The 26,305-nt window shown below is 52.4% G+C and carries 28 protein-coding genes and 1 pseudogene; all 29 read right to left on the bottom strand.

The window, feature by feature from the left end; genetic code table 11:
* Positions 1-78: 78 nt before the first annotated feature.
* Positions 79-2,988, bottom strand: a complete 2,910-nt coding sequence (locus MOST_RS02340) for an ATP-dependent helicase (RefSeq protein WP_054936332.1) — start codon at positions 2,986-2,988, stop codon at positions 79-81.
* Positions 2,979-4,112 (bottom strand): DNA cytosine methyltransferase, encoded by a 1,134-nt coding sequence (locus MOST_RS02335; RefSeq protein ID WP_083476546.1) that lies wholly within the window; start codon positions 4,110-4,112, stop codon positions 2,979-2,981. The genes MOST_RS02340 and MOST_RS02335 overlap by 10 nt, the downstream gene beginning before the upstream one ends.
* Before the next feature lie 963 nt (positions 4,113-5,075).
* Complete coding sequence (locus MOST_RS02330; RefSeq protein WP_054936333.1) at positions 5,076-5,915, bottom strand: hypothetical protein; 840 nt, start codon at positions 5,913-5,915, stop codon at positions 5,076-5,078.
* Between the two features lie 238 nt (positions 5,916-6,153).
* Complete coding sequence (locus MOST_RS02325) at positions 6,154-6,474, bottom strand: nucleotidyltransferase domain-containing protein (RefSeq protein ID WP_054936334.1); 321 nt, start codon at positions 6,472-6,474, stop codon at positions 6,154-6,156.
* Positions 6,450-6,773 carry a HEPN domain-containing protein gene (locus MOST_RS02320; RefSeq protein WP_054936335.1) on the bottom strand — a complete coding sequence of 108 codons (324 nt, stop codon included), beginning with the start codon at positions 6,771-6,773 and terminating at the stop codon, positions 6,450-6,452. The genes MOST_RS02325 and MOST_RS02320 overlap by 25 nt, the downstream gene beginning before the upstream one ends.
* Before the next feature lie 143 nt (positions 6,774-6,916).
* Positions 6,917-7,924, bottom strand: a complete 1,008-nt coding sequence (locus tag MOST_RS17130; RefSeq protein ID WP_054936336.1) for a DUF3854 domain-containing protein — start codon at positions 7,922-7,924, stop codon at positions 6,917-6,919.
* Entirely contained in the window at positions 7,896-8,102 is a 207-nt protein-coding gene (locus MOST_RS02310; protein ID WP_054936337.1) for a hypothetical protein, read from the bottom strand. The genes MOST_RS17130 and MOST_RS02310 overlap by 29 nt, the downstream gene beginning before the upstream one ends.
* Before the next feature lie 85 nt (positions 8,103-8,187).
* Positions 8,188-9,027 carry an ArdC-like ssDNA-binding domain-containing protein gene (locus MOST_RS02305; RefSeq protein WP_054936338.1) on the bottom strand — a complete coding sequence of 280 codons (840 nt, stop codon included), beginning with the start codon at positions 9,025-9,027 and terminating at the stop codon, positions 8,188-8,190.
* 558 nt (positions 9,028-9,585) lie between these two features.
* Positions 9,586-10,603 (bottom strand): annotated as a pseudogene (locus MOST_RS02300) (DNA-methyltransferase).
* 24 nt (positions 10,604-10,627) lie between these two features.
* Positions 10,628-11,551 (bottom strand): helix-turn-helix domain-containing protein, encoded by a 924-nt coding sequence (locus tag MOST_RS02295; RefSeq protein WP_054936339.1) that lies wholly within the window; start codon positions 11,549-11,551, stop codon positions 10,628-10,630.
* 421 nt (positions 11,552-11,972) lie between these two features.
* Positions 11,973-12,371, bottom strand: coding sequence for a HEPN domain-containing protein (locus tag MOST_RS02285; protein WP_054936340.1), 399 nt, complete (start codon positions 12,369-12,371; stop codon positions 11,973-11,975).
* Positions 12,334-12,699 carry a nucleotidyltransferase domain-containing protein gene (locus MOST_RS02280; protein ID WP_054936341.1) on the bottom strand — a complete coding sequence of 122 codons (366 nt, stop codon included), beginning with the start codon at positions 12,697-12,699 and terminating at the stop codon, positions 12,334-12,336. Before MOST_RS02280 ends, MOST_RS02285 begins: the two co-directional genes overlap by 38 nt.
* Before the next feature lie 109 nt (positions 12,700-12,808).
* Positions 12,809-13,375, bottom strand: a complete 567-nt coding sequence (locus MOST_RS02275) for a 5' nucleotidase, NT5C type (protein ID WP_083476549.1) — start codon at positions 13,373-13,375, stop codon at positions 12,809-12,811.
* Positions 13,376-13,735: 360 nt separating this feature from the next.
* Entirely contained in the window at positions 13,736-14,443 is a 708-nt protein-coding gene (locus tag MOST_RS02265) for an EAL domain-containing protein (RefSeq protein WP_054936344.1), read from the bottom strand.
* The gene (locus tag MOST_RS16915; protein WP_129588645.1) at positions 14,337-14,651 is read right to left on the bottom strand and encodes a hypothetical protein; all 315 of its coding nucleotides are present in this window, start codon (positions 14,649-14,651) and stop codon (positions 14,337-14,339) included. Before MOST_RS16915 ends, MOST_RS02265 begins: the two co-directional genes overlap by 107 nt.
* Positions 14,652-14,671: 20 nt before the next feature.
* Positions 14,672-14,929: a hypothetical protein gene (locus MOST_RS02260; protein WP_106007011.1), complete on the bottom strand. Its 258-nt coding sequence runs from the start codon at positions 14,927-14,929 to the stop codon at positions 14,672-14,674.
* Positions 14,930-15,035: 106 nt separating this feature from the next.
* Entirely contained in the window at positions 15,036-16,085 is a 1,050-nt protein-coding gene (locus MOST_RS18125) for a ParM/StbA family protein (RefSeq protein WP_054936346.1), read from the bottom strand.
* Between the two features lie 102 nt (positions 16,086-16,187).
* Complete coding sequence (locus tag MOST_RS02250; protein WP_054936347.1) at positions 16,188-17,807, bottom strand: hypothetical protein; 1,620 nt, start codon at positions 17,805-17,807, stop codon at positions 16,188-16,190.
* 43 nt (positions 17,808-17,850) lie between these two features.
* Positions 17,851-19,641, bottom strand: coding sequence for a hypothetical protein (locus MOST_RS02245; protein ID WP_129588644.1), 1,791 nt, complete (start codon positions 19,639-19,641; stop codon positions 17,851-17,853).
* A gap of 181 nt (positions 19,642-19,822) precedes the next feature.
* On the bottom strand, positions 19,823-20,215 hold the full coding sequence (locus MOST_RS02240) for a coiled-coil domain-containing protein (protein WP_054936349.1): 393 nt from the start codon (positions 20,213-20,215) through the stop codon (positions 19,823-19,825).
* Between the two features lie 56 nt (positions 20,216-20,271).
* A complete protein-coding gene (locus MOST_RS02235) occupies positions 20,272-21,396 on the bottom strand; it encodes a copper amine oxidase N-terminal domain-containing protein (protein WP_054936350.1) in 1,125 nt (374 codons plus the stop codon).
* Positions 21,397-21,454: 58 nt separating this feature from the next.
* Complete coding sequence (locus MOST_RS02230; protein ID WP_054936351.1) at positions 21,455-21,724, bottom strand: hypothetical protein; 270 nt, start codon at positions 21,722-21,724, stop codon at positions 21,455-21,457.
* A 797-nt stretch (positions 21,725-22,521) separates the two neighbouring features.
* Positions 22,522-23,010, bottom strand: coding sequence for a hypothetical protein (locus tag MOST_RS02220; protein ID WP_054936352.1), 489 nt, complete (start codon positions 23,008-23,010; stop codon positions 22,522-22,524).
* 42 nt (positions 23,011-23,052) lie between these two features.
* A complete protein-coding gene (locus tag MOST_RS02215) occupies positions 23,053-23,595 on the bottom strand; it encodes a Tad domain-containing protein (protein ID WP_054936353.1) in 543 nt (180 codons plus the stop codon).
* Positions 23,595-24,056, bottom strand: coding sequence for a TadE/TadG family type IV pilus assembly protein (locus MOST_RS02210; RefSeq protein ID WP_054936354.1), 462 nt, complete (start codon positions 24,054-24,056; stop codon positions 23,595-23,597). The genes MOST_RS02215 and MOST_RS02210 overlap by 1 nt, the downstream gene beginning before the upstream one ends.
* On the bottom strand, positions 24,053-24,541 hold the full coding sequence (locus tag MOST_RS02205) for a prepilin peptidase (RefSeq protein WP_054936355.1): 489 nt from the start codon (positions 24,539-24,541) through the stop codon (positions 24,053-24,055). The genes MOST_RS02210 and MOST_RS02205 overlap by 4 nt, the downstream gene beginning before the upstream one ends.
* Positions 24,542-24,607: 66 nt before the next feature.
* A complete protein-coding gene (locus MOST_RS02200; protein WP_054936356.1) occupies positions 24,608-24,826 on the bottom strand; it encodes a hypothetical protein in 219 nt (72 codons plus the stop codon).
* A 58-nt stretch (positions 24,827-24,884) separates the two neighbouring features.
* Positions 24,885-25,775, bottom strand: coding sequence for a type II secretion system F family protein (locus MOST_RS02195; RefSeq protein WP_054936357.1), 891 nt, complete (start codon positions 25,773-25,775; stop codon positions 24,885-24,887).
* A gap of 6 nt (positions 25,776-25,781) precedes the next feature.
* Positions 25,782-26,305, bottom strand: a 524-nt coding sequence (locus MOST_RS02190) for a type II secretion system F family protein (RefSeq protein WP_129588643.1), incomplete at its 5' end; no start/stop codon positions are given.

The following is a 26,305-nucleotide window of genomic DNA, read 5'->3' as shown; positions in this document are numbered from 1 at the left end:
AACTCCTTCTGTTTTGCTAAAAACTACTCGGTTTTCTGAGACGCTAAGACTTTTATCCCTGGACTTTTTCAGGGGGAACTAGTTATGCTTTTTATGTGGACCAGCCGGGCAAATTCTGTAAAAGTCACAGCCGCGACATCTACCTGTTTCGCGCCCTCGGAGCGGAAATTCATGGGCTTTTATGCCGGCTACAGCCCGAGCTACATCCATCATAACTACTTCCCGAGATGCATCACTTATGTCTACTTGGTGTTGCTCTTTAATCCTTAAATCTTCAGGCGGGTTAGGTCCCAGAAAATAGGCTGTGGCGTGATGCGGGTCAAGGTTCAGAGCCCTCCGTACAGCAACTGCATATAAACGAAGCTGGCGTTCAACATTCTTTACGCGTTGTAAATAATCTTTATAGTCTTCCCCGGTACCCGTCTTAAAATCTACAACGCCAACCGGAACACGTAACTCTGAACCGTCAGCATTCGTCTCTACTTTTTCCAAAAGGTCAATAGTGCCACTTATTAATGCATCACCTTCAATAAATTCGAATGGTTGTTCAGCCCTGAAGACATATTTTGCCTGCTCCGGAAAGATTGACACATATCTCCGAAGCGTCTTCTCGGCTGCAGCTCTTAGCGTTTCCAAAACATCCTGGTTAGTATAACGTAAATTAAATCTCTCTTGTACAATATTATGTATCCACTCAGCAGAAATCTCTTCTCCTTTAAGAGCTCGCTCATGAATAGCTGCTAACAGGTTATGTACTTGGAGGCCATAACCATACGCTTCCTTTACACCAGGTCGGAAGCCCATCAAACGGCGTAGTTGATAGTCAAACGGGCACCCCCAGTAGTAGTTCAAATCCGAGTAAGTCGTTGGTAAAATTTCGGTATCGACGGGTGGAGTTGGTACGCCTCGGGGACGTGGTTCCGAGGGATCCGTGCCGTCGTCTTGTACATAATCATGCCTTATTTCAGTCATAAATATTTGTGGCCTTTTATGCTTCCTGTCAAGGGAAGTAATATGTAGAAACTTTCTTGACCTAGTAACGGCTACATACCAGAGACGACGCTCACCGTCATCGCCACCAGCGAATTCCTTAGGATCAAACTGTTCGGGTGAAAGGAAAGTTTCCGGCCCCCTGCTTTTCAGATATGTGTTAGGAAAGTGATGTGTTGTTACCCTTGGAATAAATACAACTGGCCACTCCAGGCCTTTAGCGGCATGAATGGTCATGACCTGAACTGCGTTAGGAACCGAAATTTCATCTTGCCCGCCATCATCGGTGTTACTGGCAGCCCACCCGTTCAGAAAACGGCACAATGGAACTAAATCGTCGGGCGTAATCCATTGATGAACGGACTCGAACTGGCTAATTAAATAGCTGAAACGACCGAGATTATAAAGAACATCCTCAGGCCATGGTTCGGGTCCGTCGCTTGCTCCCAGAACCCGTAACATTTCATGGAACCAATCTTGTGGATAAATACGTCTCGAAACCCTTCCGCGTTTCTCCCGTGGCAGTTTCTGCTTTGCAATAGTGGCGCGTTTCTCTGCTATCCACTGCAGGAACACATTGGGATCAGCAGAAGGCATTGCGCCTTTAGACCTGAGGTTACGGATTGTTTGGCGGATAAAATCCCTGGTTGAATCTATTGTTAGATGGTGCTCATTTCCATCGTTGTCTTCATACCAGAATTCCTCTTGGGCAAGCTGACAAAAAGCTGCCTGAACCAATCGTATTTCATCGTGGCTGAAAAGTCCACGAGTACCACGTACCACGACAGGAATGCCCTGTTCCCGCAAAACATCAACAAATTCGCGTCCGGCAGATTTTACGCTCCGTAGTAAAATTGCCATGTCAGCATAATCTATAGCCCTTTCAGTCCCGTCTTTTTCTTTAATAATCATACCCCGCAGGACCTTAATCCTGTCTGCTACATACTCTGCTTCCTCGCGCTCCGTGGCAAAGCAACGGCGCTGAATGTCACCACGTTCAGCAATTGTTTCCACTGGGTTCTCGGGATCAACCTCAAAATCCCAATGACGTGCTTCCATTGCTTTGGGTAAACGTCTTCTTAAAGGCCTTACAGAGGCATTTGCTATTTCTACTATTGCATGTGTTGAACGGAAATTATAAATCATGTTAATCCGGGTTACATCAGGATAACGTTTTTCAAATTCAAGCATATTTGTGATATCTGCCCCGCGCCACCCATAAATAGCCTGGTCGTCATCACCCACTACACAGACCGAGGCGCTTTTTCCTCCGTCAGTGATTAAGTATAGCAATTCTTCCTGACGAGGGTCAAAATCCTGGTATTCATCCGCTACCACGTATTTAAACCGTTGTCTTACTTCCATAAGCTTTTCTGGATTTGCACGGAGGGTCTTAATAAGTTCCCCTATAATCCCGTTAAAGTCCAGAAAATAGTTTGGCTTTTCCAAAGTTAACCGACGGTATCTCTCTATTACATCTCTTGCAACATCGTCAGCTATCTGGTCGTCAGGAATATTCTTGATATGCAGGACATTAAGGGTATTAATCAGACCTCTGACTGTATCCCAGTATTTCCCGGAACGTACTAATCGTTTACAACGTTCCAACCATAAACCTTGCTTATTCCACTTGGAAGAGATAAGAGCTGCCTGTCTGATCTCATCAAGGATTTCATAATTACGATAAATGGGGTCAATCTCCTTGAGTAACTGAAAACAAAAACTGTGAATTGTCCCCACATACATGTCCCCGAGGGATGGGTCTTCGGGGCATAACTCCTCAAGATGCTTTCTTATACGCGCCTTCATCTCCATTGCAGCCCGGTCAGTAAAAGTAAATGCTACAATACATGAACGAGGAGTTCCTTCTTTTACAATTTGTGCTATGCGTCTCGATATCACCTCTGTTTTCCCGCTACCTGCACAGGCAATAATCTGTAAATTTCCTTTTCGGTGATTGATGGCCAAAATTTGGGCATCAGTATATTTTAACGCCATATTTTAGCCTCCTTAAATACCTTAAGCATAGATAGTCCTAGTTCGCGTACCAATGCCACGGGAACAGCATTGCCTATCTGACGTTCAATTTCTTTATAACAACCTTCAAAAATATAGTCATCTCTAAAAGTCTGGAGGCGTGCTGCCTCCCGCAGGGTGATTGCTCGGTCATCTCTGGGGTGAGCAAATCTACCCCGTGTAATATCGGTACATCCCGTTGTAAGGGTAGGCGCGACATCATCCCAAAACATACGGCCATATACATCAGGGTGCCCGTTATAATTCCTATGACAGGGTAGCTCAAGTTCCGGAGGTAGCGAGAAACGACTGCCCCCATTTTTTGGGATATATGCTAATCGTTTTAAGGCCAATTCCGAATGTTTACGAGCCACATGCAGGTAATCGAACGGATCTGCTTCTCCGGCACAAAGGGGAGTTAGATTACCTATGGCCATCCTCACAGATATCCTTGCACCTTCTGGAGTTGTCGGAGGTGGTAATTCGGGCATAATCCCTTCACGCGAGGCGAACATGATAAAGCGTTTACGTCTCTGGGGAACTCCGTAATCAGCAGCGTTCAAACCAACTGGTTTTCCGAGCTTATAACCAAGGGTACTAAGTTCATCTCTTAATCTATCCAAAACACCCCTATGTCGTGGCGCAGCAATTCCCGGTACATTTTCAAAGAAGATAAGTGAAGGCTTAAGTACTTGGGCAAAACGAACTGCCTGGAGGATCAAAATCGACCGCGGATCACCTTGCTTTTTTCTGTTTTGACTACTGAAAGGCTGGCACGGAGCACAAACGACTAGAAGATCGCAGGTGTCCCCTTTTAGGTCATTCATCTTAATGGCTTCAGGGCTTACATCTTCTATATTACTTTCGTAAAGATTAACTTCCGGATGGTTTTTCCTATAGGTACGGCAGCTGACAGGATCGTTATCCACTGCAGCTACGACACGAAACCCGGCCTGCTTGAGGCCCTCCGTAACGCCCCCGCAACCGCAGAACAAATCAACTACCGTTGGCCTTCTTTCGGTAAAATAGTCATTTGACTCCAAAAGTGCACTAAATTGTCTTTTAATTTTAACCGTCCTGATTAAGGGTCTTGATTGCGCTGTCATTGGTTTAATATCACCACCTTTATTATAGAGGTTACCGTAACACGTATTACGTATCTTATATTGTTAAACCCTATTTCTTCCTTCAATCTTGGGATTTTTTCTTTTTGTATTTTTATTTTACTTGATATTAGGGATGTGATAAAAAAGTTGAAAGGAAAATAACAACGCTATTGGTTATGGAAAGCTACGGGTTTAATTTTAATAGTTGATGTATGCTCAGGTAGCTTCAAATCCTTTTTTCCCGGCCAGGTGGTAGGTAAAACACAATATAGGACCAATTCCTACATAGCCATGGCAGTCCCAGGTCGTATTCGGCCTATCTCAACTGTTCTTGCGTTTATGGGCACATACACCTTTTTCCATATTTTAAAGACATATTACTACATGAAGCAATCGAAATCAATGGGTTGCCATTATCTCTAATCCTTATACCAGAGCATCATCTATTCCTTTTTTATCTTTTAACCTTAACCTGCCTTCAAAAAGGAGCGCGCCGGCATTAGCCGTAGCGTGGCACTCCTTCCGTAAAGTTTGCCTGGCTCCTGGAATCAGAAAGGCCTGCGCTGACAGGCCAACCTTTAGTTCCTAGTCAAATTGAACGGCTCAAGCTTGGGTAACAGAAATACAGGTTATTGCTGGGGTACGGTACTGTCTTACCAAAATACGTGCAAAAGAAAAAAGCCGGTTCAGTATCCGGCTTAATTAGTCTCTGGGCAGATTATTTCATATTTACATCTATCGAGCAGAATAGGAAGAAGCCTGTCGCTCCGGATGGGTCATCAGTACTATTGGATAAAGGTGCTTTTGTCAACTAAAAAGTAGCATCCTGTCTTGATTTATGTCTATTGATTTATGTCTAGGCGTAATCAACTGTCCTATGTTTTTCGAATAATGATACGTAACATTCCTTGCGTTATGGTAATTATATCAAGAAATAACGACTAAGTATAGTTGTCAAAAAGCTTAAACAATATCCTCGGTTGTTAAATATTTTATCACATAATTTTGATCGCAAACCAATAAAATCCTTTTATTGGGTGTTCGAAATGCTATAAAAACCTTATCGTCATCATTATATATCTCTTCCAATACGAGATCCTTTTCTTCCTCTTTTATTCTATCAGCTACAGTTGATCTTAACTTGCTAAACCTTAAATTATCAATGAGTGTTACCTTAATACTATCGAGTGGAACTGGTAACTTTGTAAAAAGGAGATTTTTTATAAAATCATATGTTGCTCCTGATAGAACAGCTCCTCCTAGAAAATATATTAGACTTTCGGAAACACCGCTAGCACCACAATCAAACTGTTGTTTTGTTGTACAAATAATTTCAAAATCCACTTTGTTTTGTACTAAAATCCTCTCAATTTCCTTATTGTTTAAGATTCCTCCACCACCTAGTTCTTTAATACTTAATATAGCGCCGTTTTTACCAAGAATCCTCCATAGTTCATCCCAATTATTATAATCAGTCTTAATAGAAGTCATGTTTCTCTCGGAAAAGAACTTTTCGCACTCTTCAAAAACCCGATCTATTAATAGATAATCCTTACAAGATAGGTTGTGATTATGATATATTAAGTCTGCAGTAACATAATAGTTTTGATTAAAATACTGAGATTGAAAACGCATCCAACCTCCCTTTGTTAGTAAAATACGAGTGTGAAGGTCATCAATCCATGTTGCATTTAACTTATCCGAATATTTTGCATAATACTTTAGAAGTCTAATGGAGCTTTCAAGACTTTGACCTTCAAAATTAACTGTTTTTAAATTGATCTTTAAAAATAAATTGGCCATACTCATTCTCCTCTCCCAACTAATTTAGTGTAACGGAGTACGTATATGACCTTTAAAAAAGTAATTCCACCTCAGCTATAGCTTCTTAAGCGCAATTCGTCTTACGTTCTGGTTTAAAGACATAGCCTGGTATAGAGGGGGTTACTACTCCTGTTTGCAAAAACCGATATACTTCCCCCTTAATGAGTTCCATCCAGACACCCAGATAAAAACACAGCAGGTTTCACTACCATGTGCATTACAATATTACTTTTCCTTTGCTTATGATTTCATCATGCAGGAATTCCCCCCGCCTGGCATTACGGTATTGTTCAAGGGAATACGGGCGGGGAGATAGGTCGTAATCAATTTGTTCCGCGAGCTTCTTTAGCATAATGGTTTCCTCTATCCTGTCTTTCCCCAAGTCAGGGCTAATAATGGCCACATCGATATCGCTATCTTCGCCGGCGCGGCCCTCGGCATAAGAGCCAAAAAGGATGGCAGTAGCGACGTTAATCTTGCTTTTCCTGAGTAATTTTACATACTCTTTTACCGTCAATTCAACTTGCTTGCCAGCCATTGGAACACTTCCTCTGCCTGTTTAATAATGTCTCGGGTATGTTCTTCTGTGCATTTGGCGCTTAATTCGGCCTTTTCTTCGGGGTAACGAGCTTCGATATAATATACCGTTAATCGTCGTAAATAATCGATCATGTCGTTATCGCATTCCTCAAGAAGGCCAGCAGCTTTCGCAAGAGCTACCAGGTCATGTTTGCGCGGCGGCACTTTCTCATACCGCTCATAATATACCGCTTTAAATGCTTTCTCAAGGGCTTGTTGACATAGGAATATTGCCCCATAAATATCGTTTCCCCTCAAAGTTATATTTTGCGGTATCTAAATCCTCTGCGGCAATTTTTAACCATGCTTCGGCTTGCTTTTTCATAAAACCACCTGTCCAGGTTTATATACAGCTTTTTCCACTCCAAAAACATGGTACCATATGTTATCGCCAAAATCAATCAAACAATTCTTATCTCCAGCCCTGCCACCAGGGCGTCGTCTATCCCTTTTTCTTCTTTCGACCTGGCTCTCCATATCGCTTCCCGGACCGTTATGCCCAGTTTCTTTAATTCTGCCACCAGCATTCTTTTACCCCTGGCAACTTCTTTGTTGGTTTCTTGGTCCCTGTCGTAGGCTATCACTACCTCTGTCGCCCCTAACTCCAGTACCTCCGGGACAACCGGTTTCCAGGAGGTGGCACCCTGGGCGCCTATGACCACCGCGCCGAGGTAGGCCGCGGCAATATCCGCCTTCAACTGCCCCTCGGTAATCCATACCCGGCCGTCCTTTACTTCTAGCGGCCTGGCTACATGGGCGGGAGTGCCGCAGGAGCAGCCGCCCTGGTCACTATGGCCGCTAAACAGCATATATTTCCCGTTTCTAATGTCGTCCATCCGCCGCTGGAGGGCCTGGATCCGGCCTTGGGCATCCCGGATTGGGATAAAGTAACCTGGGGAGGAATTGAACGTCCAGTAACTCCCGCCGTTGCTCTTGGCCCGGTAAAACCCGGGGATGCCGGCTAAGTCCAGACCGCTGCGGATTAACTTCTTGCATAATATCCAGGGATTTACATGATCAGGTATGGATTTATACCCATTCCTCTTGATTTCCTCCTCCCTTAAACCGCGTCGTAATAACTCCTCTTTGTGCCGGGGATACAGTTCCAAGAGCCTTAAAAAATGGCGGTAAACCCTGTCGCGCACTTCTACCGGCGCTGGCTCTACTTCCGGGATTATAAATTCTTCCCATTGCTTGCCGGGAGCGACCATTCCCGTCTCCAGCCGGTGCAGGTGGGCCACCTGGCCGTTGCTGAGGATGATATGTTTAAAGGCTCCCTCGCTTACCCTCATGCAGCTACAAAGGTAGCTGTTAAACCCGCACCAGTCAGGATGCCCGCATATTGGGCAGGGCTCGCGCCGCGATGCTTTTCTAAAACCCTCATACTCCAGCACCCTGGCCGCGCCCATTTCTCCTCTCCTCCTTTGTTTTGTCAACCTTTCTGGCTTTAAGGGATGTAACACCGCACCAGTAGTCTGACGGCTTGATGCCCCACTTCTTGCAGGCCAGGCGCTTTGCCTGGCTGGAATCCCTGGCTTCCACAACCAGTTTTCTCCCGCTCGGCGCCTTGACTTCGTACTGTGGCATTGTTGCTACCTCCTTTTTAGTCCCTGCCTCCCGGGCGGTAGGCTGTTTGCCCGGGAGGCAAGGGTTTGGTCCGGCCTGCTATTTTTTATGCCACCTTATCCGCCGCCATGCCCGCCGCGTTGAATATGCGCTCCAGCACTTCTTCCACTTCGCTTAAGACTGCCATGATTGCCTTCAGGGCCGTCTTCGGGTCCCGGCCGGCGTAATGCTTGATGTACTCCCACCCGTGCCAGAGATATCCTTTCGCCCCGTATAGCTCGCATAAAACGCAGGCCACCGTTTCCGCCACTATCTCCTGGTCCCGATGCTGGCCGCCCTTTAGAGGCCGGATGGTATTATGGACCGCATGGGCCAGTTCGTGGAAAAACACGTCCACGTCATGGGAGTAAAGGATTACCTGCTTCTGCCCCGGCCGGAAAGCACCGGCGGCCTGGCCGGCAAAAGGCAGGTATTTCACTTCCACCCCGAACCGCCTGGCCACTTCATAAAGCGGCGGGAGCTCCGGCGGGGAATAATCAACTTCTGGTAGTGGTTCCCCTTCCGTATCCTCGTACCGGAAGACCGGCACTCCCCGGAACCCGGTTACGATAATTTTTTCCTCCTGTTTTTTTTCCCCGGTTTCCGGATCAATCACTTTCTGAGTAACCTTCCTGGTCAGCGGCGCCAGGATGTAAAAGGCCCTGGCTCCTTTCTTCACCTGCCGGCCGGCTTCCCGCCACTGCTGGTAGCCCCTGGCGTCTTCCGTCCCGGCAATGAGCATCAGCAGCCGGTTGCCCAGGCTCCACTTATCGCTCGGTTTACCGTAGCCTGCCCGGGCGTTGATAAAGGTCCGCGCTACTGCCTGGGGTAAATTGCCGCTGGCAAACATCTCCAGCAAACTGTCCACTGCCTGCTTAACCCGGCTTTCCTCCAGCTTTACAGCCATCCGTAACGCCTCCTTACCTTTTTGGGGCCTTTCGGCCCTTGGCCTTCCGGCCTTAACAGCAAAATTTGCCGCCCGGCCGGGAGGCAAGGGCGGCCCGCAGGGCCGGGCCGAGGAATAAATGGAGGGGACCCGCCCGGAGGGCGGGGCGGAGGCCGTTTATGCCGCAGGCCGTACCCTTGCCGGACCGGCCAGGGCGGCGGTATAATCCGGGGCCGGCCGGAAGGCCTGAAGGCTTAAAATCAAGGCAGCAGGTGCGCTTTAGCGCTCCTGCTGCCCACCGCTGTTGCCTTTATGATAAGGCCGCCGCTACGTTAGTCCGTAAGGGCGTCCAACGTTGCGGCGGCCCCCTATCTTCCCTTATCCCCTTACGCTTTAAAATACCGGCAGGCTGCCCCGTAAGGGTTAACTTTTCTGGATGCAATCTCGCAATGTCCGCGTTTTTTGCCCCAGTAATGCCGGCAGGCAGCGCATACTTTGGCCGCCGGTGCTTGTAAAGCCTTTGCAGTACCCCCGGGTCCAGTTTTTGTGTCCATGTCCCGCCACCTCCATGTGCTTTGATCAAGTAGCAACTGTTTCTAGCCTTTTTCCCCATATCACCTCGTAAGTGTGGGTGGAAAACAACTCCTGCACCTCAAACTGCATCCTCTTGACCGCCATTTCCAGATAGGCAGGGTTCAGGTCAATATAAATGCTGTTTCTCCCCAACTGCTTTGCCGCCAGGGATGTGGTCCCGGACCCGCCAAAGGGATCCAGGATCGTGCCTCCAGGGGGGCAACCTGCTAAGATACACGGTTTGATCAGGTCGAGAGGATAAACAGCAAAGTGGGCTTCCGGAAAAGGTTTGGTTGGTACAATCCACACTGAGCGTTTATTGCGCTTTTCCCTGGGTTGATACCGGGCATTGAAGCCGGTATAACGCCGGTTACCAGTTTCAACTTGTTTCCTGCGGCCGTTGTGGGGAATGCCTATCACCGCTGCCGAACCCCGCGGGCTGTTGGAATCCCCGCTGACGGCATCTTCCTGGATAGCCTCGTAGTCGTAGTAATACCTTTCGGATTTGCTCAGGAGGAAGAGGTATTCGTGGGCCTTGGTAGGCCTGTCAACCACGCTTTCAGGCATTGCGTTGGGCTTGTACCAGATAATATCGCTGCGGAGATACCACCCGGCATTGCGGAGGGCAAAGGCCACCGCCCAGGGAATACCCACCAGGTCTTTGTTTTTCAGACCCGGAACCCTGCCCCTGTTCGCCTGCATATGATAGAGACGGCGCCCGGTCCCCTTCTGGCGCCTCTTTTCATCCCACTTTCCCTCTTTACTGCGGGCTGGCGTAACAGTCGCCCAGGTTTAACCAGAGAGTCCCGTCGGGCCGGAGCACCCGCCTGACCTCGGAAAAAATACCTACCAGCCTGACAATATATTTTTCCGGGGTATCTTCCCCTCCCACCTGGCCCTCAATCCCATAATCGCGCAGGCCCCAGTAGGGCGGGGAAGTAACGCAACAGTTGACGCTTTCTGCCGGCAGCCATTTAAGGACCTCCAGGGCATCACCAAGGTAGAACTTGTGATGGGTATTCATCCTCCTTACACCTCCCGCCATAAATTAGACTAATCTGTATAATTCCCGGTACTTGTCATGCTCTTTGCCGGATCCCGGCGGTCTAGGCAACTTCCCTTTTCCCTTCCTGGACGACTTCGGCCCCGGCAGGTGCCGGTAGTCCTCCCGGCAGGCCTCCAGCAGCCATCCCACCGTATTGGCTTTTTCTTTGCCGCTCTCAAGCATCTTGATTTTCTGCTCCACGTATCCCGGCGGGTAACTTGCAAGTTCGTTAAGTGCGGCTTCAGGTAATGGGTACCCTGCGGTTTTTATAAATAACTCTTGTATTTTGACTTTGGCATCCGCTTCCGTGACCGCCGAGTTTTCCGGCCGAGCTTGGCAGCCGACGGGAATTTCTGGCTTCTTCTCGGTTCCTTCGGCATTTACGGGGGAAACCTCCGGCTCCCCAGTTCCGGGACCTCCAGCTACAACAGTTCCCGTACTAACGCATTTAGCAATTTCTTGTTGGCCTCCCTCGCCAGCCGGGTTTTGACCAAGGGCCGTCTTTACAACAACAACATCTTTTTCATCTGAGTCTTCTTCTTTCACACTGGCGTGTGAATCAAGAATCACACTGGCTTGTGAATCCGGATTCACACTAGCTTGTGAATCCTTGAAACTCAAGGCTTTGGCGGGGTCATGGATATAATATATATTGGGCCGGTTAAGGCCCTGGCGCTTCCAGGAGATCAGCCCAAAATCACGTAGCTCTTTAAGATATTTTTCTACGGTGTTAACATGCCAGCCCGCAACTTTGGCTATGCGGTCCTGGCCCGGCCAGCACTCATTTTCCTGCCAGGCAAAGGAAAGAAGAATGCAGTATAACCAGCGTGCTTGCACGGAAAGACGGGCATCGTATAAAACGGCATTTGGTGCTGCTGTAAACCCAAGCTTTAATGTAGTGCTATCGATTATTAGGGTTTTTTGCAAAAGAACCGCCTCCTGTATGGACACGTCTAAAAAAATAGCCGGTAGCAAAGAAACGCCACCGGCCAGGTTGATTAGGAGGCGGTATTCACGAATTTGATGAAACCCGTTGTTCTTATTTCCTGGCTATCTGTTCCAGGGTTTTAAAAAATAATAGCCGGTGGTTTTCTGGACCACCGGTTAAAACGAGGGCCATATTACATAACTTTGCTCTTTTAGGCCTAGGCAATATGACGGAAAGGCAGTATCGGTACAGTTATTTTTTAACGGGTTTAATATCCGACTCCAGCAGGGTATCGATATCCTTAGGCGTCCCTTATAACGAAAATAAAGCTGGACGGCTCTCTCTTCCAAGGCTCCCCCACATAGCAAATAGCCATTCCAGCCATGCTTGCCAGTCATTGTGACCTCTCCAAAACGCTATTCAGGCTCTTGATTTGATAAAGTCTTGGATTTGCTTGGCAATATCAAAAGCACTTTGGGCGTCGGCTTCATTAGGCAAGCCCTCAGGCAAACTACCGACCGGAGCATTTGGGTACCTGGTAGGAATATAATACATATCAAGCATCAGGGCATCTTGCTGGAGCTCTTCAAATTCCACCGCTATTTGCCGGCACAAGCTTATCAATGTGGGCAATTTGTGAATCCTGGGAGGGTTAACTTTATGCCTGACGAGAAAGGCTTTCAAGTATTTCTCGGCAGCTTGATGCGCGTGAAAGCAAGCCAAATTGTATAACCCGGCCTTGATAAGTTCAGCCGCAGCCCTGAGATCGTCGTCGGCATACTTAAGCCATGCTTCGTATTCTTGTTCCCGCCCTGTCATATACCACAACTCCCCTTTTTTCTACCTCTTCCCTCAAGAACAGGTTGTCATTCTCCAGCATCCGCCTGTATTCCTCCGGTGTATATACAAGGAAATCTACCCCTACGCGGGGATTGGTAAGTTTCGCCAAGAACAATAACCTGTCCATAAACCTCATATCTGTGTCCATGACGACTACTAGATCGAGATCGCTGTACTCATTCGCTTTCCCGCGTGCCAGGGAACCGAAAAGAATAATCTTTTCCGGCCGGCAGTTTTCAATTATAATCCCGCTTATGCGGTCCAGTTCTTTTTTGAGATATTGGCTGTAAGCAGACCCTCCATCCATATCCCAAAATCCCTCCTTCCTTTTCGTTACTACTCCGGTTAAGGTTCTGTCTATTTTCATGTCTCATATGCATATTGAACTGATAACATATTTTTCCACCCATCATATGTTATAGTACCATACGGTACCGTAGATGGCAATCGCTAAGGTTTTGGATATCCTTCCAAGAGTTAAACCTCTTTATATAACGGCCCTTAACGTTTTTGTTATAGGGCCAGGCCGGCATATAGACCTGCCCTACTGCTTCCTGGAGCTCCGCCGCCTCTATAGGGTCGTCTTCAAAGAACAACCCTATCCCATAATGAGCCGCAAACACTTTTTTATATCCCCTGGGCAGGAAAACAATAGAACCGCGCGGGAAGCCATGGGCAGCAAGCCACTCACGGGTTAAATCGATTGCCAGGATGGGCCTGCTTGTCATATACACGATTTCATGGCCCAACCTCGAAAGAATACCTAGAACTTCCACCGCGCCGGGAAGAGGTTTCGCCCGGGCCAGGAGCGTTAGCCCCTCTGTGGTAGAGAAAAAGTCTGGTGGCAGCTCAGGAAAAGGATATACCTCCAGGGATACATCATAGCGCCTTAAAATTTCCGCGTTGACATTGGCTATGGTGTTGCAAATGTCAACCCCTAGCCTCATCCTGCCCGGCCCTTCCATCCATTTCCTTGGCAACATTTTAATCGCCTCCCTGTTTTTTATCCGGCCTTCGGCCCCTGGCCTTCCGGCCTTAAAAGACAAACTTGCCGCCCGGCCGGGAGGCAAGGGCGGCCCGCAGGGCCGGGCCCGAGGAATAAATGGAGGGGACCCGCCCGGAGGGCGGGGCGGAAGCCGTTTATGCCGCAGGCCGGACCCTTGCCGGCTAAGGCCGGGCGGCGGTATAATCCGAGGCCGCCCGGAAGGCCTGGAGGCTTTCAATCAAGGCAGCAGGTGCGCTTTAGCGCTCCTGCTGCCCACCGCTGTTGCCTTTATAATAGGGCCGCTGCTACGTTAGCCCGGAGGGCGTCAAGCGTTGCGGCGGCCCCCCGGGGTTCACCGTCAAACCCAGGCGGCCATAACACAAACCTTCCCCCAGCCAGGCTGCGGTTTACCCAATAGATAGCCCTGGCCGTACTCCACTCCTAATTCTCGCAAAACCTTCAACTCGCCCGGCTTTTCGATACCCTCGGCAATTACCTCCGCCCCCAGGTAACGGCATACCTCCAGGGCCTGGGCGAGCAGCAAGCGGCTGGAAACATGGCAGTCGCAACCCCTCACCAGTAAACGATCTATTTTTACAAAATCAGGCCGCAGGTGCAGGGCCGCCCGCAGCTGGCCTATATCCGGCCCAACGTCGTCTATAGCTATCCCGGCACCATTCCCACGCCAGGCACTCAAGGCGCCCGTTAATTGCTGTATATCCCTGCAGCCGTACTCGGTTAACTCGATGACCAGGCGGGGGTTCGCATAGGCGCCGGCGTCAATATCAACCAGCCCTGCCGCCGTCAAGTTAACGCTTAAGTAACCCTCCGGCGGGTAGCCGCCGGCCAGGACCGCCTTAAAGCAGGCGGTATCCAGCTCACCCAATAGACCCCAGGCCACCGCGCTCTTAAAAAGCCGCCCGGGTTTCGCCAATACACCATCACCCCGTACCAGGGCTTCATATCCCCATAGCCGCCCGGACGTAAGGTCCACTACCGGCTGGTAATAGACCCGTATCCTGCCGGGATTTTTTATTACCGCTTCGACATCGCTTTTTTTGAGCAATGGGATCACCGCCTTCCCGCCAGGGGCTGTATGGTTTCCGCTCGCTGGCGAAGTACTCTTCTACCCTCTCAATCTGGGCGGGACCGATATAGTAAACAGTCACAGGCGGCTGCCCGGGCAGCTTCATCACCATAATCTCGCTCTCCGGTATAAGGACCAGCCCTGATACCTGCACGTGTACCGGCACAAAAGGGTTTTTCTCCCCCACCTCTGGCCACCACCTCTCTTTTAAAAATCAAAAACCCCGGCCAGGGTTTCCCTGAACTTTTCCGGGTCAATCCCATTCCCATTCTGGCTGCTGTCCCTCGGATCAGGAGGCGCAGCCCCCCTCTCTTCCAACCTGGCCAGCCTTTCCTCAATACCCGCCAGGCGCATCCCCAGGTCCAACCACTCCCGGGCCACTTGGCCCCTTAACCGGGGAGGATAGCGGAAAACAGGATGGTCTGGCGGGATACGAATTTCCAGCCGTTTCAATGCTTGAGGCAACTTTTTTACCTCCCTTTCCCGTCAAAACGGCAGTGTTAAGCCTAGCCCAGGCGGCTTTCCCGCCAAATGGCCGAAAAAATGCTATGAAACCCAGTAATTGCAAGGCTTAAGCCATCCCGCCAAGCATCTTTAGATAACCTGTCGCGTTGGCAAAGAAGGGGTCTTTGGCTATTCTGGCACCAGGCAAGGCCCGCAACAGTTCCTCATCAAACAAGCAGGCCCCGCCGCCGGCGAGAATTACCAGGGCCACAAACCCGGCCCGGCCGCCCCAGGCCGCCAACACCCCCTGGGCGATAGCCTGGGCGACGTCGCGCCTGGCCTTCAATAACGCTTTCTCAAGATTTATATCCTTGCCTGCATAGTGAATGGGCCGGCCAACAAATGCGTCTTCAACAACCTCCTGGTACATGGCCGGGGCCAGGGGGGCTCCCGTCTGGCGCTGGAATTCGGCCGCCAAGGCGCGGTGTACCAGGTGGACGCCCGCCTCCAGGCTGCCGCAGGCCTCCGGCAGGGGGCAGGGCGCGCCATCACCACGGTCTTCAAAAAGCAGGTAGTCGGTGGTGTATGTCCCAATATCAACCACTCCCAGATACCCGTTCCCGGGCAGGGCTACATCCCCCGCCAGCACCACCCCCGCCCCCTGGGGGAAGACCAGCACCTTGCCGAAGCTGATATGCCTCTCTTCCCCGCCGTCCACACTCACCCAGGCCGCCAGCCCTTCCAGGCGCCTCTTCAAGGCGTCCTTTTGGGCGCGGAAATAGGCCAGGGGCAAACCCACAGCAAGGTCAACCTGTTTGGGGAAAGGCCCCTTATCCCCGGCTCCCGCCAGGTAAGCGGCCGCAAGCAGCAACAGATCATGGAGGACCGCCGGTTTCTCCCGGCTTAAAGAAGTAGTAGCCGCCAGGGATCGCAGGGCCGCCTCGCCGACAAGCTTTTCCTCTACCTCCCCGCTTATTTTACGCACCTTTACCTTATGGCCTGTCCCATCGCGGAACATCCCGCTTAGGGGATCCTCAACATAAGGCGCCACTATCGAGGGAAAAGAAACCCTGGCCCCCGGCGAAACGGCCTTGACAAAGCCGTAGCCCACGTCTACACCTACGGCCTTAACCGTGGCCAGGGTCGCCGGCTGCGGGTTTGTTTGAACTGCAAACATAAAATCACGCTCCTTTTTGAAGTTAAGTTAAAGGTACAGCTCCTTTAAAAAAAGCCAGGGTGATAATCCACCCTGGCTCCAGCATTTTCCTGCCCTTCGGAATTAACTCGCCGGACCGATTTGCCACCGGGTCCCACTTCCAGTGTTATACCAAAAACTAAAGCCTATCTTATCCGGCACACGGGGAAAGGCCGGAAAAAATTCCGCCGGGTAAACGCCCGTGCGCACCCCGAAAGCAGGGGAGTAACCCAGGATATAATTTCCCCGGTTGACGTAATCCCTGGTATCGAAAGTACCGTTAGTCGTGACGTATTTATAAGGCCTACTTTGGTAGTAAGCCCTGGTAAACCAGGCCTCGGTAATGTTCACATCCATCCAGTTTGGGTACGGGAGACTAAATTCCATACTCGTGCTGCCGAAGGGCGGTAGGGTTACGTACGGCACCTCCTTGACTTCCCTCTCGGAGAATTCCTCATAATCGTTGGTCTCAGGGTTATAACCCCAATAGGTATAGTCTATTATTACCGCCCCGAAGCTCCCTGATGTAATAAAAGACGTGCCGTTCTTTAAGGTAAGGCTTACGGTACAGGGAGACGTTATGCCAACATCCCCGGTAATGCTTTCGGCGCCTGGCGCGCTTATCCTGTACCCTGGCACCACGTCTGTACGCAGCTCACCTTTGTTAGGGTTATCCGGAGAAGGGATAAAGGTGTACTTCTGGGCAAAGGCGGGTTCGGCCACAAGCAAACTAGGTCCGGACGGGCTCCAGGGCAAGTCATCGAGGATCCACCTGCGCCAGTCTTCCCTCCACAACCTGATACCAGCCTCCACGTCTTCATCCCTGGTCCAGGTGCGCCACAGGTCAATCCAGGGTATGTTTACCGTAGGTTCCACGTACTTGCCGCCCCAATAATAGGCGTAGAAAGGCCCTTCACGGTTGCCGTCGTAGGAGTTGCCCCGGTCCCGGATGGCCCCCTGCCGGGGCGGGATGTCGTAACCCAAGGCGGCGCCGACATCCGCGCATAAAATGTTTACCGGCATGGAGTAAGCGGGGATTGTTTCCGTATAAGCGTCGGGGTCATGGATGGCCGTCATACGATATTCCACATCCAAAGTCTCGCTCAACTGGGCGGCGTCGGCCATGGTCCCGGTGTTGGTCACCGCCGGCCAGGGTATCTTAACCCAGATCTCGCTCCGGGGCGGGATGGTAAAGCCCCCATTATCTCTGTTGTTATCGCCGCCATTCACGTCAATGGCGGCCTCGGTATTGTTCCTTAATTTAATGACTGCCGTCCTGTCCTCTGCAATCTGGTAGGGCCAGGGCGTATTGGCGCCGGTTTGTACCCCCTCGGAACTGTCGCTAGATAAGCCGTTTAGACAGAACGGCCCTGCCACGGGTTCTAAATTAATCTCTTGTTTGCCCTTATTAAGATCGGCCCAGGCTTCCGTGTCATAGCCGTCAAAGACCTGCACTTCTTCTTCCGCCCACTCCCCCCGGTTAATCCAGGCAGAGCCCCGCCCCCCGGCATCTCTGAGGGGCTGCCCCGTCGAAGGGTCGCAAACGATAAAGGCCGGAGTCCCCCCCAGGTCAAGCCAGTAACCGTAAACCTGCCGGCCGTTAATTTCTTGCCATCCCGGTGTACCGGCACCAGCAGGCGCAGGGATGGCGAATAAAAGCGCCGCCATCAACAAAAAAACTTTTTTAAGCTTAAGCCGGAGCAACAGAAATTCCCCCTTTCAAAAAGACCGGGCTAAGCCGGGGTACCTATTCAATCAGGCGTACCTTGATCTTCGGCTTGCTTGTGTCAAAGTATACCGGCACCTGGACCCATTTATCCCGCCAGACCCGCCTTGTTTCGGTATGGTACCTGGGCGTCTTGACCCAGTAGACGGGCCAGTACCAGCCCTTGGCTATATCGTAGGTAACAGCCTTTTTCGGCGGCCCGGGCGGATCCTCGACCCGCCCCGTTGAAGCTTTGTTGTCCAGGTAAGTGGTTTCTTCCAGGGTCTTGCCGTCATCCTGGCGGTAATCTTCTTCATGCCAGATACCGCCGGAGTAGTAGTAGTCGATGGAGGCTATGATAATGTCATTCCCCAGGTTAAAGGCCGGGACGGATTCTACAAAATCACTGTTTGGCTTGACTGGGTAATTCGTTAATCCCGCGATATATGCTATACTACCCGCCCGGCTCTGCTTGTAGAAACGGATATTCACTTTGCCGGGGGCCGTAAAAGTTGACCGGAAGTAGCCGGTTATACGTGAGCCGTCGTACTCTACCCTGGTAACCGCCAGGTTGCCGGGCTGCACCGGCGGTTCACCGCCGCTGCCGCCGCCGTCATCCGGGGGCGGCAATGCTCTGACGAAGCCGACGGATTTGACGTTGTTATCGTAATAGGGCTCGAAGAAGGCGCCTGTTCCCGGGGGCACGCTACCGTTATATACCGGGCTGTAGGGCTGCTTCGCCCATCTTCCCGGATTGGCACCCAGGACGCTGCCCCCGGCATCATACCTGGCGTTGATGGCCGCTATCAGCTTGTAGCTCCTGCCTGCAGGCACGGCAAAATAGCCGGCCAGGGTTACCGCCCCCGGCGTCCCGGTAGAGACGCTACCCCGCGGCAAATTGACCGGCTCGGAAGCCACCCTGGTGAGAGCAGGGTCGCCCTCCGGCCAGACGTAGAGCTCGAACAGGGCGTTATAGGCCTCAAAGGGCGCCATGTTCTCAATCACCGCCGCGTAGGGGGCCATGTCGTTGCTGCCGGGAATGCCGCCGGTAAGCTGGGTTACCGCCAGGTCGGCGGTGAAGGCTACCTTCTTGTGCTCGTAGCCTACCTCGGGGACGTAATACACCCCCATGTTAGGATAAAGGGTGTCCAGCCGGTGCACCAGGCCTATAGCGGCATCCTTGGTGAGGTTGAAAAGGTAAACTGCCTGGCCGTTGGGGAAAACGTCCGCCGCCCGGATGTCCCGCTGGCCGTCGTTGATGGTATCGTAGTTGGGGCCGGGAGAAATCAATATGGGGTCGGTCTTGCTGGCGCCGGTGGCGTGTGGGGAGGTGACTATCCTCGTACCGTAGGGCATGTGGTAGTAAATGTTGCGGATGGCGTTACTACCCTGCATTGCCCCGGCGTCGGTGACGTTGTACCAGCCGCCGCTTTTGGGCCATTCAAGCATGTCCAGCCAGGTAGCAAGGTCGTTAGGCGGTGGTGTTAACCGATCATATGGGTTTATAAACCCCCAGCCGTCCCCCAGGATCAGGTTGCCCCGGGCGTCGCGGTGGTCCGGGGCGAAGAGGTATTCAGCCGTGCTGCGGTAGGGGGCCGTGGGGCCGAAGTCCACACAGAAACCTCCCTCCGGGTTGCCGGAGGCAACGCTAAAGGGATCAACCAGCTTGAAGTCGATGTAGGCCCCCTGGGTGCGGGTATAGGTGAGGTTGTCGTAGCCTGGAGGCGGCTGATGAAAATTTTTGTCTTTAAACGGGTAATTTGCCCACGCGTCCAGAGGCAGCATTAAAAGCATCGCCGCTAACAGTAAAACAGCGACCAACTTCCTGCACACCTGCTTGCCACTCCTTTGCTAAAAGTTTTTTCGCCCATAAAAATAGCGATAGGGCGGGAAAAATCCCGTCCTATCGCCACCTGAGGAAATAATTGACCCCTTACTTTGGCAGAAGTAAGGGGCCGGTTAAAACGCCTCGGTTGTGTAAGGCACCACTCACAGCTTTAGTTTTACGTATCCTTCACCTTCTAAACAAAGTAACTATAACCCCAATAAAACCTGTTACCAAGGTAAATAGAGCTCCTGCCGCAAAATAGTTCAGTGTGGTTAATTTATTGTCAAATTTATCAAAGCGGTTCTCTATTTTATCTATTCTACCATCGACTTTATCAATACGCCCATCTATTTTATCAATACGCAAGTCTAACTTATCAATACGGCTTTCTAATCTTTGATTGCTCTCTTTTATTTCCTGGGCCAGTTTTTGATCGCCGTCTTTGATTTCCTTGGTTAACGTTTCGTCTAGCTTATCAATCCTCTGTAAGAGAAAGAAAAACTCGGGCGAAGCCAGGGTATGATGTTGTTCGTTGGTGGCTGCTATCTCCCGTAAGCTCTCCTCCGGCATGGCGCTCACCTGCCTTTACCCCCATTCTAACCCAATATTACTGGTAAATCAATCCTGGTTTGAAATCAGCCTATAGAAACAACCCAAAGCCCATGCCACTCATAGGCTCTGACGCCCAACCCGTTCATTTCATTATGGTAAACATAGGCCGGGAGGTACATGGCAAGCCCAGTACCTATCATGCCATGTTTGGAGTCATAGATGAACCTCGCGCCGGGTGCCTCGGGTCCGTATTTACCATAATCATCCTCACTGCTGTACTCTATATGCCTCACTTGGTCGGGGATATCGGTAAAGTGCTCGTAAAACACGTTTTCCCCTGGCCGCATCCAGATGTATTGCACGGTAAAGCGGTCCTGCAGGGGGGAGTCAACGCGGTAGATATAGTCGCACTCCACCAGCATGGTCTGGGTTTCCTCGTCCCAGTGGATGGCCCCTTCCGGCACGCCGAAGGCGAGTAGCAGGTTTTTTATGCTAACCTGTATGTCCCGCCAATCGCCGGTAGGACTATTAACCCAGACCGGCCCCGGGAGGGTAACGTCCCACTTGGCGTAAGGCGGATTTATATCCGTCCTATGTTGTTTTTCAGCAAGCTCCATTCCTATGGGATCTCCATTGAATGCAGTAATCTTATTGCTTTGTGGCCCAAAGGCTACGGCCGTAATATTTGCATACTGATGACCATTCACCACAGGCCCGTTCAAAAATTTCGGCTGCGCCGCCTTCCAGGTCGCCGCATCGCGGATCATCACCCACTGGATCGGCTCAAACCAGTCAACCTTGTACCCGAAGGCCTCGGCCACCCACCGGGCCGGCAGGTAGGTCCGGCCTTCTTTGATAACCGGGGCCACGTCCATAGGAGTGTTGGTATTGTCAACCTTGAGGGCCTTGCTGCCTTCAGCCATGGTAAGAGTCTTGCCGTTAAGGGCCAGGGTTACGGTCCCATTGTCGTACTTAACATCGTTCTCGTTAACCCCCAGGGCATAGGCCAGGTAACGGACTGGTACATAAGTACGGCCATCCTGGATGAAGGCCGCGGCGTCCATCCAGTTCTGCTGGCCGTCGGTGACGTAATACCCCCGCCCAACCTTGAAAACCACCTCATGGGCCGGGGCCGCTTGGGCCAGACCGGCGAAGGAAAGGATCAGGGCGGCAAGCAGCAGGGCAGCAAAGGCAAGTTTACGGGTCATGGTATCAGCCTCCTTTTTGATAGGGGAATCAAAAAGCACCGGCGTACCGGCGCTTTCCTTATTGGTTGCTGGCAAGCCGTGTAACCCTAACTTCTACATCATACCCGAGAGACCGCAAAAAGTTCCTGCAATCCTCCCAGCTCAAGCCGAAAGCAAGGGTATCGCTAAGCCCTAAACGAGCTACTATATCCCTGAGCAAGGGAAGATCGTGTTCCTCAAACTCCCCTTCCATCATTACATTTTCGGCCCAGCCGACCAACTCTTCCAGGCTGATACGGTGACCAAGGTAGCTAATCAGCTTATTGACCACATCTTGACGGGTTATCATTCATTTTTCACCTCGCTAACCTTCTCATGGCCGTGGTCTACAGGGTATTTTCGATGCACTTCAACCAATTGCCTCTGGTTATCATAAATCTCTTGGTAGAAGTAAATAGTATTTTAGTTACTGTCTACTTCTTTAATATACCTGGCACTCCAACCTTTACGGCCGAGAACTTCATACCAATATCTTCTTCCCCCATTTGGCAGCTCATCCCAATTACCAAACTTCTTTTCGTTCTGTTTCCTTCTCGTCTGTATAGTATCCATACTTTATCTCCAGGCCTCTTTATCTATGATTATCGCATAATAGTTCATTCTCAGGAAAGATCTTAGCCACGTTCAATACTGCCTTCCTCACCTCCATTTTACCCCAGGCCTGCCAATTTATCAATATAGCCAGCCACTCACCGCCCTGATCTCATATTCCCTCACCCTTTGCCACCCCTCCTTCCATCCAGGTCCTTCATCCCCTTGCCTTCCGGCCTTAGCTGCCAAATTTGCCGCCCGGCCCAGCACTCAATTTCTTTGAGTGCTGGGCCGGGCCGAGGAATAGCGGACTGAGCGAAGCGAAGGAGCATATGCCGCAGGCCGTACCCTTGCCGGACGGACCAGGGCGGCGGTATAATCTAAGGCCGGCCGGATGGCCAATCTTTAAATCAAGGCAGCAGGTGCGCGCAAGCCGCTCCTGCTGCCTACCGCTGCTGCCCTTATTACCGGGCCGTCGCTACGTCAGGCCGATAGGCCATTTAGACGTTGCGGCGCCCCCCCTTCTCAATGCCCTGCATTGCTAGTTTTGAAGCATCACTTTTTCTGTCCCTGCGCCGGGGCAGCCTGGCCCGGACCGGGGTGCTGCTGGTCACTAACCTGCCCCTGCTGCACCTGTTCCCCAGGCCGGGGCTCCCTGTGCAGGGCTAAAGCCTGGCCGTCTTTCACCAGGGCGTCAATGGTGTCGCCGGCTTTAAACCATTTCGTGAGATCTGCTTTTTCTCCCGGCTTATTCACAAAGCCCATGCCTACCTGGATGGAGGTATATTCATTAGTAGTAAGGCTTATCACCTGGCCGATATCCCCGCCGCCTTTTTCTACCTTAAGGGTCAATTTATCCGGCTCGACCGCCGTAAGAGTACCATGCCGCACCATCTTATTCATCTCTTCCTGCTGTTTCTTAGCCATCTCCACGGCCTGTTTCCTTGGAGCGGCAACATATTTATAATACCCCCCGCCCAAACCGGCAGCCGCTCCAAAAATAAAAGCTCCAGCAATTATTAATGCCAAGATACCCTTCCGCATTAAAAACCACCTATCCTTTCTTTTGTAGCCTTGCTTCCCATTCTAATTACCCGTTTTCACTATCGCCTGGCCCACGCCCCTGGCCCCGACCAGCACCTCATAAAAAGACCTGTCACCGGTCATCATAGCCGCCGCAGCGCCCGCCCAGGGGGTCTTGACCCTAACCCTGGCTTCAACCAGATACTTATCCTCATCCTGCTTTGCCCCGGTATAATCACTCCCCTTATTAAACTCCACCCCGGCCCTGGGGGTTAAGCCACCACTATTGGCCTGGAAAGTCCTCCACGCTTCATTGCCGGCCAGGGCTTCATCCTGGATAACCGCCCGCCATCCCGTCACAACCTCTTCCACTCCGGTAACATTGCCGTTAGCATCCGTTATTGGCCGGTATTCAATATCCGCCACCGGCACGGCCGTCATGGCCCCCGCCAGGGAACCGGCGTCGGCCGCCGTCTGGAGCTCCGCTCTAACGAAATGAGCCCGGCTGTAATCGACCGCCAGGCCCCAGGCGAAGATAAGCAAAGGCGTCATCAAAGCCATAAAGAGGGGTAAAAACCCCTCCTCGCCGCGCAACCTGCCAAACATCACTCCACCTCCCGCTTGAACACCGCGTACCCGCCCACCGTGATGTACCGGTCCAGGAAAGAAGCCCTGCGGTCCAGGAGCTTCGGCAATCCCGGCACCGCGTTGGGCAGGTGGTAATACACCCAGGCCCGGCACCAGGTGCCGTCATCCTGGAGCACTACGTCCGGCCGGGTAGGGTTAGGTTGATCAGGGTCGAAGGCCTTATGGGGCTCCCCTGCCCTGCTCCCTCCTGCCCTGGCGCCGGTATAAAGGGTGGTCTGGACCACCTCCGCCGCCCTGGCCTTCGCCTGCTCCGGGGAATGGGTTACGGCCAGAGTGCGGGCCGCCTCCCGGGCGGCGCTGATGCAAACGCTCGTGGCGTTGGCCCTCATGCTGTAGACCAGCATCCCGAAAATGAAGAAGAAAATAATCCCCACAAAAAGGGTAAACTCCAGGACAAAGCCTTCTTCACCTTTCTTCATGACAACCACCCCCAGAGCAAGGCCGTTACCACGCCGGCGGCAAAAAACGGCGCGAAGGGATACTTCTCACCTTCAGGCACCCGGCCAGCCATCACCTGTACCATGGCATACCACTGCCTGTTTACCCACTCCCCCACGCCCCCCTGCCTGGTCTCCCGCCAGGCGACCCATAAAGCGCCGTATACCGTTCCCAGCCAGGCCGCCAGCCCCGCCTGCTGGAACCCCATCAGGGCGGCAGCCGCCGCGCACAGCTTGGCGTCGCCCATGCCCGCCAGGCCAATTAACGCTACCGGAAGGAAGAGTAAGAACCCCGCCCCGGCATCCACCAGGGCCGCCTTCCACCCCGGACCTGCCAGCAATACCCCCAGGGCGATAGCCGGCAAGGTATACACGTTGCGGATCCTGAAATCCCTCATATCAGTGATGCTGGTAACGGCCAGGAGAACCGCCAGGATAATATACTTGAGAACTATTATTCTCCTCACCCCCCTCCTGCTACTAAAAAAAACGGGCGGGGTGTATCCTGCTACCCCGCCCTTTGCAGGTGCATCTTACTGGCCGCTAACGCCGGCATCAAGATAATTGCCCGTTTCGGTAAAAGCATTAAAAGCCTTATCTTTGACATATCTCTGGTAGCCCCAGTAGCCCAGCCCAATCATAAGCGTCGTGATAACCAGCCACTGGAGGATCCCGCTGTCATCAGCCAGGATCTTGACGGCTTTTTTTACTCCTCCGGCTAAACTTTTAAAATCCTGCTTGAACTTTTCCATTATTTATGTCACCTCCTTTTCGCGGGTGATTTGCCGGGATTGTTTCACCCCCTTCCCCTCAATGCCATACCTGCAAGAAATTAAGGACCAGGGCCCCCACCATGAAGATAGAGCCGGAGATCACCACAGTGATGGTAATAACCATGGTGATCTGGGTTTCCGCCTTTTGGATGGCGGCGATGCTCTCCGTCTCCCGCCGGGCGTCCAGGGACCGGGCCAGAATTTTGAGCCCGGCGGCCAGTCCCTCGCCGCCGTACCTCTCCGCCGCCGCCAGTTCGGCGGCCAGTTCGTAAGCCTCGGGAAGATCAATGTTCCTGGCCATGTTGTGCAAGGCCTCGGTTAACTTCCGGCCACCCCTTTCCACCTCTTCCACCACCGCTGCAATCTCCCGCGCCAGGGGGTCATGATCAGCATTGGCGGCCATATCCTTAAACATCTCCAGGATCGACACCCGCCCGGCGGCCCCTACCGCCAGCTGGCGGATGAAATACCCCAGGCTGCGCCGCATCCGGGCCTGGGTCCTCCTGGCCGCGGCCTGCACCCCCAAAAGGGGCAGGCCCGCGCCAACGCCCAGCACCAGCAGGCCGGGTAAAACCCCGGTCCCCAGAGTGTACCCCAGGATCATGGTGGCTATCCCGGCCAGGGCCGCCAGGAAAAGCAGCCCCTGGAACTCCTCCGCCGCAAGCCCGAAAGGCGTCCCCGCGAGCCTTAACATCAAGGCCAGCCGCCGGCTGCTGAAAAGGTCCGCCAGCACCCGGGGGATACGACCCTGCACCTGCCGCCCGGCCTCCTGCAAAGAAAGGCTGATACGCGCTTTAAGGGGCAGGGTAGCCCCGGCCCTCCTCTCCACCCATTCCGCCAGGGGGTTGCGCTGCCGCCAGGAAAAGAAAGCCGTGACCAGACAAAAAACGCCGGCCCCGGCCAGCACAGCATAAAGCAGTTCTACCACACCCTTTCAGTCGGCCGCCCCGGCCCGCCGTAAGATAGCCAGGACCAATGCCCAGCATACCACTAGGCTGCCCACAGCCACGGCCAGCATCATCCGGCCCCGGGCCGTCTCCACCATAACCCGGTAATCATCGCCGAAACTAAAGAAAAACCACAGGAACATAACCGCAGGGATAACGCTGGCCAAAAACCCCTCAAACCGGATGCCGGTGGTCTGGGCACTAGCCCGGCGCACCCTGGCCCGCCGCGTCGCGATCTCGTCGGCGCAGGCCTCCAGCAGGGAGAGGCTGTCCTGCCCGCCGGTCCGGCCCAGCATCCGCACGGCGTCGGCCAGCATCCAGGCCTCCGGGATATCCACCCTGGCCGCTAGGCGCCCAACCGCCTCGACGATACTGCCGCCCCGGCTTTCCTCCACCACCCGGCGGAACTCGTCGCCCACCACCCCGCCGGTTTCCCGGGCGGCGTAGGCGAAGGCCTGCGCCAGGGAAGCCCAGCCCCTTAAGCACCGGGCCAGGGTGCGCCGGGCTAGTG

The sequence above is a fragment of the Neomoorella stamsii genome (genome assembly GCF_002995805.1).
Classification (GTDB): Bacteria; Bacillota; DSM-521; order Neomoorellales; family Neomoorellaceae; genus Neomoorella; species Neomoorella stamsii.
The sequence above is the reverse complement of the archived record's forward strand: the minus strand, read 5'-3'. Positions and strand labels throughout refer to the sequence as shown.